The 14,063-nt window shown below is 62.6% G+C and carries 17 protein-coding genes; 10 read left to right on the top strand and 7 right to left on the bottom strand.

Going from position 1 to position 14,063, the window contains the following annotated elements; translation table 11 throughout:
- Window positions 1-125: 125 nt before the first annotated feature.
- The 3 genes from ACFDR6_RS26525 (at window position 126) to ACFDR6_RS26515 (ending at window position 3,498) form a co-directional block, all read left to right on the top strand.
- Window positions 126-1,922 (top strand): ShlB/FhaC/HecB family hemolysin secretion/activation protein, encoded by a 1,797-nt coding sequence (locus tag ACFDR6_RS26525; protein WP_375860050.1) that lies wholly within the window; start codon window positions 126-128, stop codon window positions 1,920-1,922.
- Window positions 1,923-2,082: 160 nt separating this feature from the next.
- Window positions 2,083-2,913: an alpha/beta hydrolase gene (locus tag ACFDR6_RS26520; protein WP_212090597.1), complete on the top strand. Its 831-nt coding sequence runs from the start codon at window positions 2,083-2,085 to the stop codon at window positions 2,911-2,913.
- A gap of 267 nt (window positions 2,914-3,180) precedes the next feature.
- Entirely contained in the window at window positions 3,181-3,498 is a 318-nt protein-coding gene (locus tag ACFDR6_RS26515) for a c-type cytochrome (protein ID WP_212090595.1), read from the top strand.
- 237 nt (window positions 3,499-3,735) lie between these two features.
- On the opposite strand, the gene ACFDR6_RS26510 is transcribed toward ACFDR6_RS26515, so the two are convergent.
- Both ACFDR6_RS26510 and ACFDR6_RS26505 read right to left on the bottom strand, forming a co-directional pair.
- Window positions 3,736-4,077, bottom strand: a complete 342-nt coding sequence (locus ACFDR6_RS26510; RefSeq protein WP_094972645.1) for a phasin — start codon at window positions 4,075-4,077, stop codon at window positions 3,736-3,738.
- A 149-nt stretch (window positions 4,078-4,226) separates the two neighbouring features.
- Window positions 4,227-4,412: a hypothetical protein gene (locus ACFDR6_RS26505; protein ID WP_007601490.1), complete on the bottom strand. Its 186-nt coding sequence runs from the start codon at window positions 4,410-4,412 to the stop codon at window positions 4,227-4,229.
- A gap of 641 nt (window positions 4,413-5,053) precedes the next feature.
- On the opposite strand from ACFDR6_RS26505, the gene ACFDR6_RS26500 reads away from it, so the two are divergent.
- The gene (locus ACFDR6_RS26500) at window positions 5,054-5,410 is read left to right on the top strand and encodes a hypothetical protein (protein ID WP_317243166.1); all 357 of its coding nucleotides are present in this window, start codon (window positions 5,054-5,056) and stop codon (window positions 5,408-5,410) included.
- 149 nt (window positions 5,411-5,559) lie between these two features.
- Here ACFDR6_RS26500 and ACFDR6_RS26495 read toward each other — a convergent pair whose 3' ends face one another.
- Both ACFDR6_RS26495 and ACFDR6_RS26490 read right to left on the bottom strand, forming a co-directional pair.
- The gene (locus ACFDR6_RS26495) at window positions 5,560-6,135 is read right to left on the bottom strand and encodes a hypothetical protein (RefSeq protein WP_212090591.1); all 576 of its coding nucleotides are present in this window, start codon (window positions 6,133-6,135) and stop codon (window positions 5,560-5,562) included.
- A gap of 45 nt (window positions 6,136-6,180) precedes the next feature.
- A complete protein-coding gene (locus ACFDR6_RS26490; protein ID WP_375860049.1) occupies window positions 6,181-6,711 on the bottom strand; it encodes a GcrA family cell cycle regulator in 531 nt (176 codons plus the stop codon).
- Between the two features lie 165 nt (window positions 6,712-6,876).
- Between ACFDR6_RS26490 and ACFDR6_RS26485 the strand changes: the two genes are divergently transcribed.
- Window positions 6,877-7,485: a S24 family peptidase gene (locus tag ACFDR6_RS26485; protein ID WP_041748162.1), complete on the top strand. Its 609-nt coding sequence runs from the start codon at window positions 6,877-6,879 to the stop codon at window positions 7,483-7,485.
- A 112-nt stretch (window positions 7,486-7,597) separates the two neighbouring features.
- Window positions 7,598-7,873, top strand: coding sequence for a hypothetical protein (locus ACFDR6_RS26480; RefSeq protein ID WP_375860047.1), 276 nt, complete (start codon window positions 7,598-7,600; stop codon window positions 7,871-7,873).
- Between the two features lie 37 nt (window positions 7,874-7,910).
- Here ACFDR6_RS26480 and ACFDR6_RS26475 read toward each other — a convergent pair whose 3' ends face one another.
- The gene (locus ACFDR6_RS26475) at window positions 7,911-8,885 is read right to left on the bottom strand and encodes a quinone oxidoreductase family protein (protein ID WP_212090586.1); all 975 of its coding nucleotides are present in this window, start codon (window positions 8,883-8,885) and stop codon (window positions 7,911-7,913) included.
- Window positions 8,886-9,109: 224 nt separating this feature from the next.
- Between ACFDR6_RS26475 and ACFDR6_RS26470 the strand changes: the two genes are divergently transcribed.
- From ACFDR6_RS26470 to ACFDR6_RS26460, 3 genes are all read left to right on the top strand, one after another.
- A complete protein-coding gene (locus ACFDR6_RS26470; RefSeq protein WP_027545881.1) occupies window positions 9,110-9,310 on the top strand; it encodes a hypothetical protein in 201 nt (66 codons plus the stop codon).
- A gap of 146 nt (window positions 9,311-9,456) precedes the next feature.
- On the top strand, window positions 9,457-10,404 hold the full coding sequence (locus tag ACFDR6_RS26465; protein WP_212090584.1) for an AAA family ATPase: 948 nt from the start codon (window positions 9,457-9,459) through the stop codon (window positions 10,402-10,404).
- 5 nt (window positions 10,405-10,409) lie between these two features.
- Complete coding sequence (locus tag ACFDR6_RS26460) at window positions 10,410-11,789, top strand: vWA domain-containing protein (RefSeq protein ID WP_375860046.1); 1,380 nt, start codon at window positions 10,410-10,412, stop codon at window positions 11,787-11,789.
- Between the two features lie 34 nt (window positions 11,790-11,823).
- Here ACFDR6_RS26460 and ACFDR6_RS26455 read toward each other — a convergent pair whose 3' ends face one another.
- Window positions 11,824-12,006 carry a hypothetical protein gene (locus tag ACFDR6_RS26455; protein ID WP_317243164.1) on the bottom strand — a complete coding sequence of 61 codons (183 nt, stop codon included), beginning with the start codon at window positions 12,004-12,006 and terminating at the stop codon, window positions 11,824-11,826.
- Window positions 12,007-12,353: 347 nt separating this feature from the next.
- Between ACFDR6_RS26455 and ACFDR6_RS26450 the strand changes: the two genes are divergently transcribed.
- Window positions 12,354-12,575, top strand: coding sequence for a hypothetical protein (locus ACFDR6_RS26450; RefSeq protein WP_317243163.1), 222 nt, complete (start codon window positions 12,354-12,356; stop codon window positions 12,573-12,575).
- 54 nt (window positions 12,576-12,629) lie between these two features.
- On the opposite strand, the gene ACFDR6_RS26445 is transcribed toward ACFDR6_RS26450, so the two are convergent.
- Entirely contained in the window at window positions 12,630-14,003 is a 1,374-nt protein-coding gene (locus ACFDR6_RS26445; RefSeq protein WP_375860044.1) for a hypothetical protein, read from the bottom strand.
- Window positions 14,004-14,063 lie beyond the last annotated feature (60 nt).

Raw genomic sequence — 14,063 nt, 5'->3', positions numbered from 1 at the left:
CCCTCAGTCCGCGTTACAGCCGGACCTGAGGCGTATCCGAAATCACTCAAGAGAGAATTAGCGGGTGACGGGCAGCGGAGCAGCGACCTTAACCAATCATTGACCATAAAAAACTATGAAAAATCATGCAGCTAATGAACTCTTACCGCCCCGCGGCAGCTTCTCCGTCAAACTACGGTGAACGACTCGCTGCGCGCGTCGAGAGGCGGCATCTCATTACCGCGCTGGCGCTATTGGCTCCCATTTTTGCGGGAGTTTCCCAAGCCTTCGCACAACAGGCGAACCAGCCGGGTTTCGATCCGCGCCAGCCCGAGAAATACTTTGAAAACCAAACCGAGCGGGAAACGCTGAGCCGTCCGCCGGTCAGGCTGCCGTCGGTCGGCCAGCCCAACACCGGTGGCAACACCAAGCCGCAATTCGTGCTGCGCGGCATCAATATCAGCGGTGCCCACGCCGTCTCCCCCGATCGCCTTGCCGCTGTCTATCAGCCGTATGTCGGCAAGAAAGTCTCGCAGGCGGATCTCGCCGGGATCGCAGGCGCGATCAGCGATCTCTACCGCGCCGACGGCTTCCATCTGAGCCGGGCCATCGTGCCGCCGCAGGACATTGCGGATGGCCGGGTCCGGATCCAGGTGATCGAGGGCGCCATCGTGCAGGTCGAGCTGAAAGGCGACGGCGCCGAGCAGTTCGGCGTCAGGCCGATGCTCGGACCGGTTCTGGCCGAGCAGCCGTCACGCCTGCCGACGCTCGAACGCCAGCTCTTCCTCATCAATGGCAGGCCGGGCATCCGGATCACCGATACCGCGCTCGAGGAGATCGGCGGCGCATCCGGCCGCTTCCGACTCACAGTCCATTTGAAGACCTGGCACGTCTTCTCCTCGTTCGGTCTGGACAATCTCGGATCATCCTCGGTCGGGCCCTGGCAGACCTATGCCACCGGCGCGTTCAACTCCTATCTCGCGCCGGGAGACACGCTGGCGGTCAACCTGTCGACGATCGCCAACGATCCTCGCGAGCTCGGCTTTGCGCGGCTGTCTTATGACGTGCCCGTCGGCGTCGATGGCGTACGTCTCGGCGCTTCCGTCCTGTACAGCGCGGTCCGGCCGGGCGATGCCCGTCGCCTCGACAGCGACATCACGACGACCGAGGCCTTCGAGCTGCGCGCCGGCGTCGTTCCGCTGCAATCGCAATCCTCCACGCTCACGCTGACTGCGGCGGCGAGCTTCAGCAACGTGTCCGAGCACGACCTGTACGGCCTCTGGTACAATGACCACATCAGGACAGCGAGCCTGACCGCCGACTACAGGCTGCAGGATCACTTCGGCGGAACAAATTTCGCGACGCTGATCTACCGCCAGGGCCTCGACGTCTTCGGCGCTTCGCATTTCAACGACGATCTGGTGTCGCGCAACGGCGCCTCGTCGAACTTCTCGGTGCTGAACCTCTGGTTCACGCGCTACCAGACGCTCAACGATGCCTGGTCGCTCAAGCTCTCCGCGGCGAGCCAGACGGCGTCGCGGCCGCTGTTCACCTCGCAGCAGTTCTATCTCGGGGGTGCGGCCTTCGGCCGGGGCTACGGCGCAGCCGAGATCAGCGGCGACAACGGCCTTGCCGGCTCGCTCGAACTGCGCTTCGACCAGAAGCTCAATTTCCGCTACTGGACCGGCTATCAGCTCTACGCCTTCGGCGACGCCGGCGCCGTCTGGAACCACGGTTACCGCCTGAGCGAGGGTCTGTCGCTCACATCGGCCGGAGCCGGTGTGCGCTTCTTCCTGCCGGACGATCTACAGGCCGATCTCGGCGTGGCCGTGCCCTTGAGCTACCGGGCACCGGACAACACGCGCCGCAGTCCCCGCTTCCTGCTCACGTTGTCGAGCGCATTCCGGCTCTGCCCCGAACGCGGCAAATCCGGCTGTCTCTAGCCCTCCGCCGCCGTTCGCAACGTAGTGCCCCCGGGGCATGCGGCCCTTTTGCGGCCTTGCTCACAAACTTGCCTGAATTTAATCCCGTAACCTGCTCACGATCGCTCGATCCGGGAGTTCCCAATGACCATATTCAGCCGAACGTGATTGAGACGAAACCATGAAGAGGGTGTTTGCCATCCTGGCGTTTCTCTGCGTCCTCGGCGTCGGGGAGTATTTCCTCGTCAGCCGGTTCGCGATCCGCCATGAGGCCCTTGCGTTGTTCGATGCCTCGCGTCAGCGGCCGATCGCCGTCGAGGTGGCCGTGCGGCGCGACTACGAGACCAAGGCCAATCTCGGCCTCTGGAAGCTCCCCCTCGCCATCATCAGCAACGGCAACACCGTCAAGGCCACCGAATATTCATTCCTCGCCAACGGACTCGCCGCGCGGGGCTATCTGGTTGTCAGCATCCAGCAGGACCTGCCGAGCGATCCGCCGTTGATGACCCTCGTCGGGCAGCAATATGTCGGCCGGCGTGACGTCTATATCCGCTGTGAGGCCAATATTCTTTTCGTGTTGGGCGAATTGAAGAGGCGTCTGGAGAACGTCGATTACGACCACATCACCCTTGTTGGCCATTCCAACGGCGGCGATGTCTCGATGTATGTCGCCCACCAGCACCCGGAGCTGGTGTCGAAGGTGATCACTCTCGACAATCTGCGGGTACCTTTCGTGCTCAGCGACGGCATGAGGATCCTGTCGTTCAGGTCCAAAGACCCGCATTTCGTGACCGATCCCGGCGTGCTGCCGACGCCGGAAGAGGCCAAGGCGCGTGGTATCGACATCGTCCACACCGGCGCGCAGCACACGGAGATGAGCGATCGCGGCCCCAACGCGGTCAAGGAGAAGATCCAGGAAACGCTTGACCGCTTCCTGCGTGACAGCGCCAGCAGCGCGCTTGCGCCGGCTGACACGAAGAGCCCGATGATCATGAATCCGGGCGACTATTAGCCGGCGGGCGCTTTGCGGCAGATCAAGGCGGTTCCGGGGCGGCGGGGTAGAAGAGCCGCATGGCCTCGGAGAGACACGTGTCGCACTATATCGAAAGTCTTGATACCAAAGGCCTGCCCGCGGCGAGGATGCCGACACCCGTGCGGCATCTCTACCGTTCGGTCCGCAAGCTGCTGCGGTCGATCATCGCCCGCATTGATCTCTCGCAATTTCCAGGGTCGTGCTGCGGATGAGCTTTGCCGCCGACGAATGCATGAAGGTTACCCTATGCACCAGCATTTGAGACGAATCTGCGTGCTGCTCGCCGTAACCTCGAGCGTCGGCACGTCCTCGGCGCTCGCAGCCGATGCCAATCACGGTGCCGATCTCGCCAAGCGCTGGTGCGCGAGTTGCCATGTCGTCGCGAACGGCCAGGCTCAGGCGAGTGCCGACGTCCCCTCCTTTGTCGCCGTCGCGCGCAGGCAGGACTTCAATCCGGAGAGGCTCGCCTTCTTCTTGCTCGATCCGCACCCGAAGATGCCGAACTTCCCCCTGAGCCGGACCGAAGCCGGCGACATCGCCGCCTACATCGCATCGCTGCGCTAGGGCACGATCCGGACCCGAAGGACCGCGTTAGCGCAAGGCGTGAAGCGGCAGCCGCCGGGGACCACATCTGCCAGAAATGCAAATCCCTGCCGGAGGACCGACAGGGATCAGCAGAAGAGATGCCAGACGGCGAATGAGCTCATTCGGTGGCCCGGCATGGATCCGCACCAGCATCGAAGTGCGGATCGCCACGCCATGCAAGTTCAATTTATGGGCACGCTGTGCACAAGCCGAGCCTCAGGACTTGCCCTTGCCCGGTTGCATGAGACTGCCGGTCATCTGGCGCATGTGATCTCCGGCGCTGGTGAACTGGCTACGCAGGAAATCGGACTGGATTCGCATCGCTTCCTGGAGGTCGGTGGCATGAACGAGCTTGCGCGCATGCTCGAAGGCCGACTTCATGTTCTGCTCGGTGAAAACCAGCGCCTGTTTCGACACCTCCGTCCCTGCGCCAGGAACGGACGACATTGATTTGGTGGCGGCTTCGAAAAACATCCCGAATGCTTTCTCCGCCTGGTCAATCGTCTTCTCGGCCAGGTCGCGCAGTTCGGCCGGAACTTCGAGCTTCGGTTCGATCATGGTCGCACTCCTCCCGTTTTCCCAACTGAATACCACACTTGCCGGATCGCCTTCCAGCGCCAGCCTCGGTGGAAATGTCGCCGGAGACCGGCTCTGGCAGGAAAACGAAGCAGGAAACGAAGGGCCCAAGGCCGGCGCGCGTCCCGGGCTCAGGACAAGGGGTGCTCGGGAAGAGCTTCTTCGGTGGCGAGGTCTTCGACCAGCTTGATGACCTCGAAACGCTGTCGAGGCGCGAGCTTCAGGAACGCACGGAGCAGCCGCAGACTTTCGACCGTACCGCTTGCAGGAGCGCCGAGCTTGAGGTGCAGTTCAGCCGCGAAATTGAGGTTCTTCATCTCGCACCTATGACAAGCATCGGCCTTTGTGATCCATTCGAGAACCGGACGCCACGACCAGACGCCACAACAGCCCTATCGCGACGAACTCTCGACCGGATGGCCCCGACCGGTTGGCACGCTGAACGAACTATCCAAGCCACGAGCTCAACCAGAGGGTTGCAATTATGTCAACAAACAACCCTTCCGACAAGTCCATCAATGGCTGTAGCGATGCTTCGTCTGCATCGCACCATGGCAATTCCGGATAACAGGAATATCGACCGCCGTCACCCACCTGCGTCAAGAAGCGGCATCAATCACGCACACAGCCGCGGTCGCTGTCAATCGGCGCAACGTTTCGGCTCGTTTCCGACATGAATGGACGTTGGCTGCGAATTCGGCGCCTTCCAGCGCATACACGCAATTGTTGAGTCCAACCCTAGCGGTTGTACCGACGGCGAAATGAAGATGGATCTCACAGCCGATCTTCTGATCCCGGCTGGATTGTCGCATCGGGATTCACTGGTCCGGAAATGCTCTCGGCCATGAACCGTTGTCCACGAACGAACGACCAAGCCGTTGCGACACGGCCACGCAGACGACGGCGCCATGGCTGAAGACTCTTCGATTCGGGCGCCTCAGCACCAAAGGACGACGGCATGATTTCTCGCTGCGATCTCATCAAGGGCGCCGCGGCCGCGCTTTTCACCCTCTCGATGCAAGGCGCATGGGCGCAGGAGACCAAGATGAACCTGTTCAAGATCATCACCGTCAAGGACGAAATCGTGGTCGGATTGTCGGCGGAGGAGCTTCAGGCGCTCGGAGGCAACGATGCGAGCGCGGTTGCGCATGCGCTGGCGCAGAAAGGCGATCTCACGGTCTGGCGATACAACGTGCATCGCGGCCCGAACGGTGAATTGCAACAGGCGCCGACCGCCAAGATCGGACTTTTGGCCAACACCTCACTCCGTGTCGAGCCCTATACGACGCCTTACCAGATCGTACCGCATCCCTAGAGCATGATCCGGCCCCGGAGGGCCGCGTTAGCGCAAAGTGCGCAGCGGTTTTCCGAGAAGATCACGACAACGTAAAGCGCGACGGCGATTCATCGCGTTTTGGGCAACGGACCGGCACGCCAGCAGCCGAGCCTGCCGGCGTGCCGTCTTCATCTTCGCCGCTGTGCCCGTTGCGTCGCTGTTTCCGTCGCAAAGCCGTAGATCAGCGCCAACCGGTCCAGGCATTCGCGAAAACGCCGTGCAAAATAGTCGTTCCAGCGCTGTGTCCGGACGGCACGACGCTGCCCGATCTGATCCATGGTCAGGCCCAGCACGAGCACGTCGTGCACCAGTGCGGCGCCGTCGGTGCCGAGTTCGCGTTCGACCCGGTTCAGCCGCAACACCGCCTGGCGCTGGCTCTCGGTGACGGGCTCGCGCATGCGCGCACCGTCGACATATTCCGTCGTCGGGTCCATCGCCTGAGGACCCCGCTCCGCCCTCTCCCAATCGCTCTGGAAGGCGCGCCCCCCAAGGTATTGCGCCTCGTCGACCTGGTGGTGTGCGTGCAGCCGGCCGAGGGGATCGCCACGGATCGACCGGATGGCCAGGATCTTCTCACCGGAATCGAGAGCCAGCGGATTGTCGACCTCGACCTCCGCCACTTCGGCATTGAACGGCACCTCGCGGGAGCGCCGATCGTAGATCTGCGCCAATTTGTAGGATTTGTTGCGTCGGACACGAGCCACTCGGATACTCCTTGCGAAATTGACGATGGAACGGGGACCACGAACTCAGGCCGCAGACACCGGCCTCAGCACGACGGGACCGGGGATTCGGGCGGACGCAGCACCGGAGCGGCGGGTCAGGCGCGCATGCGGCGCGCAATAGCTGGAGCCCGGCTGGCAGGGATGACCACAGAAGGCGATCTCCTCCCCGTCCTTGTCGCCCCCATAGGGATAGCGGCAGTCGGCCGGCCCGAGTTCGACCAGTTGGACCAGGCGGGGCTGAACGCCGACGCAGCGCAACTTCACCGGCACCGCAGGCTTCATTGCGGACTTCGGCGGCACATTCAGGTTCGGTAACACCGCGCGGCGCGGCGAGACCGGAGCCTCACCCGGCAAATACGGGGCAATCGACGGGCTCGCTATCCATTCCGGTATCACGAGCCGGAGCCTCTTGGCGCGGCCGATCACCGCATTGCGCGTGTAAGCCGTTCCAAACCTTGCGTTAATCTGTCGTCCGATCTCCGCGTAAGACATGCCCTTGAAAAAATAGTCGCGAAGCGCGTCGGAGTGCTCCGACGGCCAATGGCCCGGTTCCATATTGCTGTCCTGTGATCGGCCTCATCTGATCGAACGACCGGAGGCGAAACACACATTCCGGTATTCCGAAGATCAAGTCAAGCGATAATTCTGATATTCATAATTGCAACAATTCCGAATTTCGGATTACAAGAGCCGGACCGGTGCGCAATCGAGGGAATCACCATGTTGGACGTTGCAATGATCGAGCGGGGCCTGGAGAAAACGGGCAAGAGCAAGGGCGGCCTGGCGGCGGCCATGGGCGTGCGGCCCGGCGCAGTCTCGGAGATCCTCGGCGGCGAACGCCTGGTGAAGGCCTCGGAAATCATTCCGATCATGGAATATCTCGAGCTCAATCTCGCGCCGATCATGGGCCGCGTCGGCGCCGGCGCCGTGATCGAGCCGGATTACGAGCAGGTTCCGCCGGAGGGGCTCGGCGACATCGCGCTGCCCTTCCCGATCATGGAAGAAACCGTCGCATTCGAGATCGTGGGGGACTCGATGCTACCCAAATACGAGAGCGGCGACGTGATCGTGGTCTATAAGGACCAGCGCCATCCGCTGTCGAGCTTCTACGGCGAAGAGGCCGTGGTCCGGCTCAAGACCGGCGAACGCTATTTGAAGACCATCGAGCGTGGGAAAAGCCCGTCCGTCGTCAATCTCACCAGCTTCAATGCCAAGCCGATCGTCGGCGTGAAGCTGGAATGGGTCGGGGAGATCTGCCTGTCGATGCCCAAAGGGCAGCTCGAGCGGCTGCGCGCGAAGTCGGCGCGCCCCCGCAAGAAGGGGAAGTGAAGAGCTTCGGTCAGCCAATTTCGCTTTTCTAGAAATTTTTCTTGACTTGATTCCGTTTTTCGGAAATACTCTGCCGTGCTCCCGCAACGGGGCGCGGCAGGGCCGTTTTTCCATGCAGTATTTTGTCGTGATGATCGACTATGGACGGCGCGGCCGCGAGGCGATCGTCGACCCTGAGATCACGAGGCGAGAGGTCATCTCCCGCATCGCCTCGGGTGAATACCGGAACGTCTCGTTCATCCACGAGATTGCCGGGAATTCGGTCGAGGACGTCACCGAGGCCATCCTGACCGAGGCCGCCCTGCCCCGGATCCCGCCGGAGGATGTCGATCTCCAGACCTTCCGCTTCGACCACATCCGCGATCTGCGCAAGCACGAACGGACGTGACGCAGGCCGGATAGCCTGCGCCGCCACCCGGCCGGACTTACACCAGAAGAACGGTCGATCCCGTGGTCTTGCGTGCGGCGAGATCGGCATGCGCCTTTGCGGCGTCCTTCAGCGGATAAGTCTGGTGCACCTCGATCTTGACCGCACCGGACTTGACGACGTCGAACAGTTCATTCGCCATCGCGACCAGATTTTCGCGCTTGGCGGCGTAGGTGAACAGCGTCGGGCGGGTAACGTAGAGCGAGCCCTTCTGGGCCAGCAGGCCGAGATTGAGCGGTTCGACCGCGCCCGAGGACGCACCGAACAGCGCGGCGACGCCGAGCGGCGCGAGGCAATCCAGCGATTTCAGGAACGTATCCTTGCCGACGGAGTCGTAGACCACCGGAACCTTCTTGCCGCCCGTGATCTCGTCGACCCGCTTCACGAAATCCTCGCGCGTGTAGATGATGACGTGGTCGCAGCCATGCGTCTTGGCAAGCTTGGCCTTCTCGTCGTTGCTGACGGTGCCGATCACGGTCGCGCCGAGATGCTTGGCCCACTGGCCCAGGATCAAACCGACGCCGCCGGCCGCGGCATGCAGCAGGATGGTATCGCCGGCCTTCACCCGATAGGTTTGCCGGATCAGATATTGTGTGGTGAGCCCCTTGAGCATCATCGCCGCCGCGGTCTTGTCGTCGACGCCGTCGGGCAGCTTCAGCAGGCGGTCCGCAGGGATCAGCCTCGCCTCGGAATAGGCACCGAGCGGCGAGGCGCCATAAGCGACCCGATCGCCCGGCTTCAGATCGGTGACGCCGGGGCCGACCTCCTCGACGATTCCGGCGGCCTCGCTTCCGAGCCCGCTCGGCAGTTGCGCCGGGTACACGCCCGAGCGGTTGTAGATGTCGACGAAGTTGAGGCCGACGGCGGTGTGGCGGATGCGCGCCTCGCCCGGACCGGGCTTGCCGACGCTGACCTCCTCCCAGACCAGGACTTCCGGTCCGCCGGTCTTGTGAAAACGAATGGCATGCGTCATGGGCATTGCTCCCTTATCGTTGAGTGGAAATCCGAAAAGGCGGATTGGCCGGAGAAATAGGCATTCGGTCCGCCCGTTACAGTACAGACACGTAACAAGAATGTCACAGCGAGCGACAAACCTCCGCCGTTCCATCTCTGTTCGAAAGAGTTGATGACGCGCCTGGAGCAACCGGCAGTAGCTTTCCAGCGGGGTTTGGTGGTCGCCTGCGAAGGAGAGCCGAGATGCCAGCTTATGTACAGCATCATCAGGATGTCGAAATCGCGCCCGTGAATTGCCCCACCTGCATGGGGTTTCTGCCGATGTATGTGCGCGAGGTCGAACCGCATTGGAGCCTTGCCAAGATCGACTTTGTCTATGAATGCGCCGATTGCGGCGCCGAGGTCAGACAGACCATCCGCAAGCCGGAGCTGCTGCGGCACTGATTGCGCGAACGGCGAACCGCTCGACTATTTGCGCTAAGCGGAAAAACGCCGTTCACGCGGGTCTGATGCCTCCCAAACGAGGCTTGTTCTTTGCGGGGAACGCAGGCAGAACAAGCCTCAAGCAAGACCTTTGGGAGCGCCCTTTCGTGGCTGAACAGAAGGCCTCGACCTCGATCGAGGCAGTGGAGAGCGGCCTCGCCGCGCAGGGCTATATCGCGAGCCGGCAGATCGCCACCGCCGTCTATCTGTCGCAGCAGATCGAGAAGCCGATCCTGGTCGAGGGCCCCGCGGGCGTGGGCAAGACCGAGCTTGCCAAGGCGATCGCGGCCTGGCGCGGCATGAAGATGATCCGCCTGCAATGCTACGAGGGCCTCGACGAGGCCAAGGCGCTGTACGAGTGGAAATACGCCAAGCAGCTTCTCTATACCCAGATCCTCAAGGACAAGCTCGGCGAAGTTCTGGGCGGCGCGCAGACGCTGCATGCCGCGCTCGACCAGCTCCACGATTTCGGCGACGTGTTCTTCTCCAAGGAATTCGTCGAGCCGCGTCCCCTGCTCCAGGCGCTGGAGCAGCCGGGCGGCTGCGTGCTGCTGATCGACGAGATCGACAAGTCGGACGCGGAGTTTGAGTCGCTGCTGCTGGAGATCCTGTCCGACTTCCAGGTCACGATTCCCGAGCTCGGCACCGTCTCCGCCATCACGCCGCCGACCGTGATCCTCACCTCAAACAGCGAGCGCGACCTCGGCGACGCCTTGAAGCGGCGCTGCCTGCATCTGCATATCGGCTTCCCCGAGCAGCGGCTCGAGGAGCGCATCGTCGAAAGCCGTGTGCCCGGCATCTCGCAGACGCTGCGCCGGCAGATGGTCGGCTTCATCCACGAGATCCGCTCGCTGGATCTGAAGAAGCTACCGTCGGTCAGCGAGACCATCGACTGGGCGCGCGTTCTCGTGCTGCTCCAGGCCACGGAGCTCGACACCGAGATGGTCAAGGACACGCTCAACGTGCTCCTGAAATACGAAGCCGACATCGAGGCAGCAAGGCCGCAGGTGACGACCTTCATTGCCAAGGCGGCGCGGTCCAACGTCTTCGGTTGACGCCGATGCGCGAGAATCTCCATCGTTTCTTTCGGGCGGCCCGGGGCGTCGGCGTTCACGTCTCGCCTGCGGAAAGCATCGATGCGATGCGCGCGGTCAAGCAGGTCGGCTTTTCCGACCGGGCCATCCTGCGCGACTCCCTGCTGCTGACCCTTGCCAAGTCTCAGGACGAGAAGCTCGCACTCGGCGACTGCTTTGACCTGTTCTTCAGCCAGCCGGAGCCGCGGCAGGATCAGCCCGAGGCCGACAGCGACGAGAACGCCTCGCAGGATTCGGATCAGTCGCCCTCCTCCGGCTCGGCCAGCGAAGCAGGCGAAGGTCAGCCTCCCCAGGAGTTAGGCCCACTTGCGCAGATGCTGTTGTCGCAGGACCGCAATGCGATCGCAGCCGCCATCGCCAGCGCCTCCGGGGCTGCCTCCCTGTCGGATATACGCTACTCCACCCAGCGCGGCATCTTCTCGAGCCGCATCCTCGACGCCATGGGTCTGCAGCGCCTGCGCGACGATCTCGACGAGCTGACCGCGACCAATCCGGCACTGGCCGAACGTCTGCGCGCTGCGCTTGATGCCTTGCGCGAAGCGGTGCGCGACACGGTCTCCCAAGGGCTTGCGCTCTACGCCCGCGAGGAGGCCGAAAATCTCCGCAACGAGATCCTGCGCAACGCGCCGCTTGCGCGCATCGAGCGCCGCCAGGTCGCCGAGATGCGCGCCCTCATCCGTCAGATCGCGCGCCGCCTGCGCGAGCGCTATTCGAAGCCGCGCAAGCGCCAGCGCCGCGGTCATCTCGACGTCCGCCGCACGCTCCGTCGCAACGCGGCCTGGGGCGGTGTGCCGTTCCTCACCGCATGGAAGCGCAAGCATCGCGACAGGCCCAAGATCGTGGCGCTCTGCGACGTCTCCGGCTCGGTCGCACAGGTCTCCGACTTCTTCCTGCTGCTGATCCACTCGCTGCACGAGGTGGTCGACGACGTCCGCTCATTCGCGTTCTCCTCGCATATGATCGAGGTCAGCGAGATCCTGGAGAAGAACTCGCCGGAAGAGGCGATGGCCGAGATCATGTCAAAGGTCGGCTTCGGCTCGTCCGACTACGGCTCTTCGCTGGTCGATTTCGAGAAGGATTTCATGAGCGCGCTGACGCCGCAGACCACGGTGATCGTGCTCGGCGATGCCCGCAGCAACAATCTCGACCCGCGCGCCGACATCCTGCGCCGCATCTCCGAGCGTTCGAAGCGGCTGGTCTGGCTCAATCCCGAAGGACGGCTGGCCTGGGGCTTTGGCGATTCCGAGATGCCGCGTTACGCCACCTTTTGCAGCGTCGTGCGCCAATGCGCCACCGCGCAGCAGCTCGAGCGCGCCGTGTCCGATATCGTGGCGACTTACCAGTAGGTCCCGCTCGCGGCCAAACCTCGGTTGCGAAAGGTCAGTTTCGCGCAAGCTCCGCCTGGCCGACGTTACACTCCCGGAAGTGAAAGGCGATTTCGTCGAGCGCGCGCTGCTCCCATTCCTCGGCTTGCGCGAGCCAGAAAATCCGGCGTTCGAAATCGAGCGATGCACGCTCCCGGCACAGGGATTCCTGACTGCGAATTTCAACCAGCCTGTTCATGCACTCCACTCCTGCCGTGTGAAGTCATTCCCCGGGAATCAACGTAGCAGAATCCCGGACTGCTCGCCTCATGATTTCCAGGCATCTCGCGACACTGAATGGGACAGCGATACTTCCCATGCGCTGCGGTAGCTTGCAGCGCAGCATCAACCGCAGATCATCAATTGGTGATCGCCGCGCCGGCACGGTTCGCGATCGAGTGATCTCGCTCTCGTATCGCAACGAAGCGCGGCAATTTGTGAAGAGACGTTCTAAACGGCTCACCGAATTCCCGACTCATTGTCGTCGCACGGTCTTCATGCGGCGTCGCTAACAGAGGCGCCAACGGTCCCATCGCGCGAGGCAACATGAACAGCGATTCCGACGTCGAACTTGCACCGGACCAATGGGAAGCTCTGCGCACGCTTCGCAACCCACCGTCGAACGGTCGCCTGTCGAAGTCCTATCTCATCGAAGGCCTTGTCGAACTCGGCTTGGTCGTTATCAAGGACGGCGTGCCAGCGATGACACCGGCCGGCCGCAAGGTGCTCGTGCGCGGATCGTGCCGGCTGCTGGATCTCGTGGCGTGACAGGTTCGCGCTGATCATCTGCGCCGTTCCTCCGCTGGCACATCACCGCACCAGTCAGCCATTCCACTGCAGGAGAGGCGATCCATACGCCCTTCTCCAGACGGAGAGGAAACGCGGAAACCACGAGTGAGCCACCGCGCCCTTATAGGCCCAGGTGCGATATTTCAGACCGTGCTCGGAGATCAGTTCCTGATATCCGCCGTGGAGTTCGGTCGCGGTGCGAATGTCCTTCAATACGCCTTGCGCGCAGGAACGGTAGGTATCGCTCCCCGACAATTCATCGTAGTCCAGCATGCGATCGGCGAACTCGACGTTGAACGTCGGCCAGGAGGAGCGTCCCTGATAGGCGGGCGCCGCAATCTTGTGGATCACCTTGGTCCGCGGATTATCCACGGACACCAGGAAATGGAACGTGCTGGGGATGCGAAAGCGCGGCTCCGCAATGATGAGATCCGCGGTGGCGGCAAACAGCGTCCGCTCGCTCGCATCGTTCAGATCCCAGAAGCCGCGATGCACGCTGACGAAGTCCAGCGCGACCGAAGACGCCGGTGAGTTCGCCGGACCATCCAGGGAATGCCTGACATATCCGTCCCTGCCGAACAGACGGAGCAGATCCTTCTTGTACTGCGCAAGGTCGCACCCGAGCAGCCGCTTCAGCTCGATCTCGTCGACCAGCCCGAGCTGTACGCTCCACACGAAGGTCGTATGGACGCAAGCATTGGTCACGAAGCGCCGGCGCTCGGCACGGGTATCCGTTGCGGCGGAGCGAGGTGCATTTGTGTCACACAGCAAATACCTGCTGCCGCCGTCATCGAGTGGCTCGAGCTCGCTTGCGAGCTGCAGGATCGCACGCTTCAGGTCACCGCCATACTCGGCCAGCAGCAGGCGGCCGGCATGCGCGCATTGAGACATCGCCAGATAGGATGGCGCCCTCTGATCGGCGGAGATCATCTGTTGCAGGCCGGCCAGAATGCCGAGCAGCGTATCCGACGGACGCGAGAAGTAATTCACGCCGAGATATCGACGACGCCCCGCCGGGACGATGGTCGTCGTGACCACGCCGGCGCGAACCGCCTCCAGCAACAAACGGACGCTCTTGTCGAGTAGCCGAGCCCGCCGCACCGCGTCCTGTGCATCCATGATGGTCTCGGGGTCCAGGACATCGGGATAGAACCAGGCGAAGTCGCGGGGATAATAGGCGGATGCGTGCGGCGCGCCGGTGACGAGGAAGACCTCGGTCACCGAAAAGGCGCTGTCCATCGAGTGCCGGTAGAGGTCCTCGATGGCCGACAACGAATGATGCGATTCTCTCAGGAACCGATCCCCGAGAAAATTGACCGCCTGGAGGGCGTTGGCGAAAAACGTCGCAGCCGCACCCTGGTAGAATCGGTTTCCGTGATTTGAAGGCAACGAGATATCGCTATTCATATGGAGGCTAAAGTAACTCCGATGGTGCGGCCACCGCCCGGAGCTTGCCTGATTCGTATT

Source organism: Bradyrhizobium tunisiense (assembly GCF_042263385.1).
Classification (GTDB): Bacteria; Pseudomonadota; Alphaproteobacteria; order Rhizobiales; family Xanthobacteraceae; genus Bradyrhizobium; species Bradyrhizobium tunisiense.
Note: the sequence above shows the minus strand (reverse complement) of the source record. Positions and strands in the feature narration are given on the sequence as shown.

Coding starts and splice junctions, on each gene's coding strand:
- ACFDR6_RS26515 (WP_212090595.1), top strand. CDS start 3,181: ATGCACCAGCATTTGAGACGAATCTGCGTGCTGCTCGCCGTAACCTCG.
- ACFDR6_RS26525 (WP_375860050.1), top strand. CDS start 126: ATGCAGCTAATGAACTCTTACCGCCCCGCGGCAGCTTCTCCGTCAAAC.
- ACFDR6_RS26520 (WP_212090597.1), top strand. CDS start 2,083: ATGAAGAGGGTGTTTGCCATCCTGGCGTTTCTCTGCGTCCTCGGCGTC.
- ACFDR6_RS26455 (WP_317243164.1), bottom strand. CDS start 12,006: ATGAACAGGCTGGTTGAAATTCGCAGTCAGGAATCCCTGTGCCGGGAG.
- ACFDR6_RS26510 (WP_094972645.1), bottom strand. CDS start 4,077: ATGATCGAACCGAAGCTCGAAGTTCCGGCCGAACTGCGCGACCTGGCC.
- ACFDR6_RS26505 (WP_007601490.1), bottom strand. CDS start 4,412: ATGAAGAACCTCAATTTCGCGGCTGAACTGCACCTCAAGCTCGGCGCT.
- ACFDR6_RS26445 (WP_375860044.1), bottom strand. CDS start 14,003: ATGAATAGCGATATCTCGTTGCCTTCAAATCACGGAAACCGATTCTAC.
- ACFDR6_RS26460 (WP_375860046.1), top strand. CDS start 10,410: ATGCGCGAGAATCTCCATCGTTTCTTTCGGGCGGCCCGGGGCGTCGGC.
- ACFDR6_RS26485 (WP_041748162.1), top strand. CDS start 6,877: ATGTTGGACGTTGCAATGATCGAGCGGGGCCTGGAGAAAACGGGCAAG.
- ACFDR6_RS26480 (WP_375860047.1), top strand. CDS start 7,598: ATGCAGTATTTTGTCGTGATGATCGACTATGGACGGCGCGGCCGCGAG.
- ACFDR6_RS26490 (WP_375860049.1), bottom strand. CDS start 6,711: ATGGAACCGGGCCATTGGCCGTCGGAGCACTCCGACGCGCTTCGCGAC.
- ACFDR6_RS26470 (WP_027545881.1), top strand. CDS start 9,110: ATGCCAGCTTATGTACAGCATCATCAGGATGTCGAAATCGCGCCCGTG.
- ACFDR6_RS26450 (WP_317243163.1), top strand. CDS start 12,354: ATGAACAGCGATTCCGACGTCGAACTTGCACCGGACCAATGGGAAGCT.
- ACFDR6_RS26475 (WP_212090586.1), bottom strand. CDS start 8,885: ATGACGCATGCCATTCGTTTTCACAAGACCGGCGGACCGGAAGTCCTG.
- ACFDR6_RS26500 (WP_317243166.1), top strand. CDS start 5,054: ATGATTTCTCGCTGCGATCTCATCAAGGGCGCCGCGGCCGCGCTTTTC.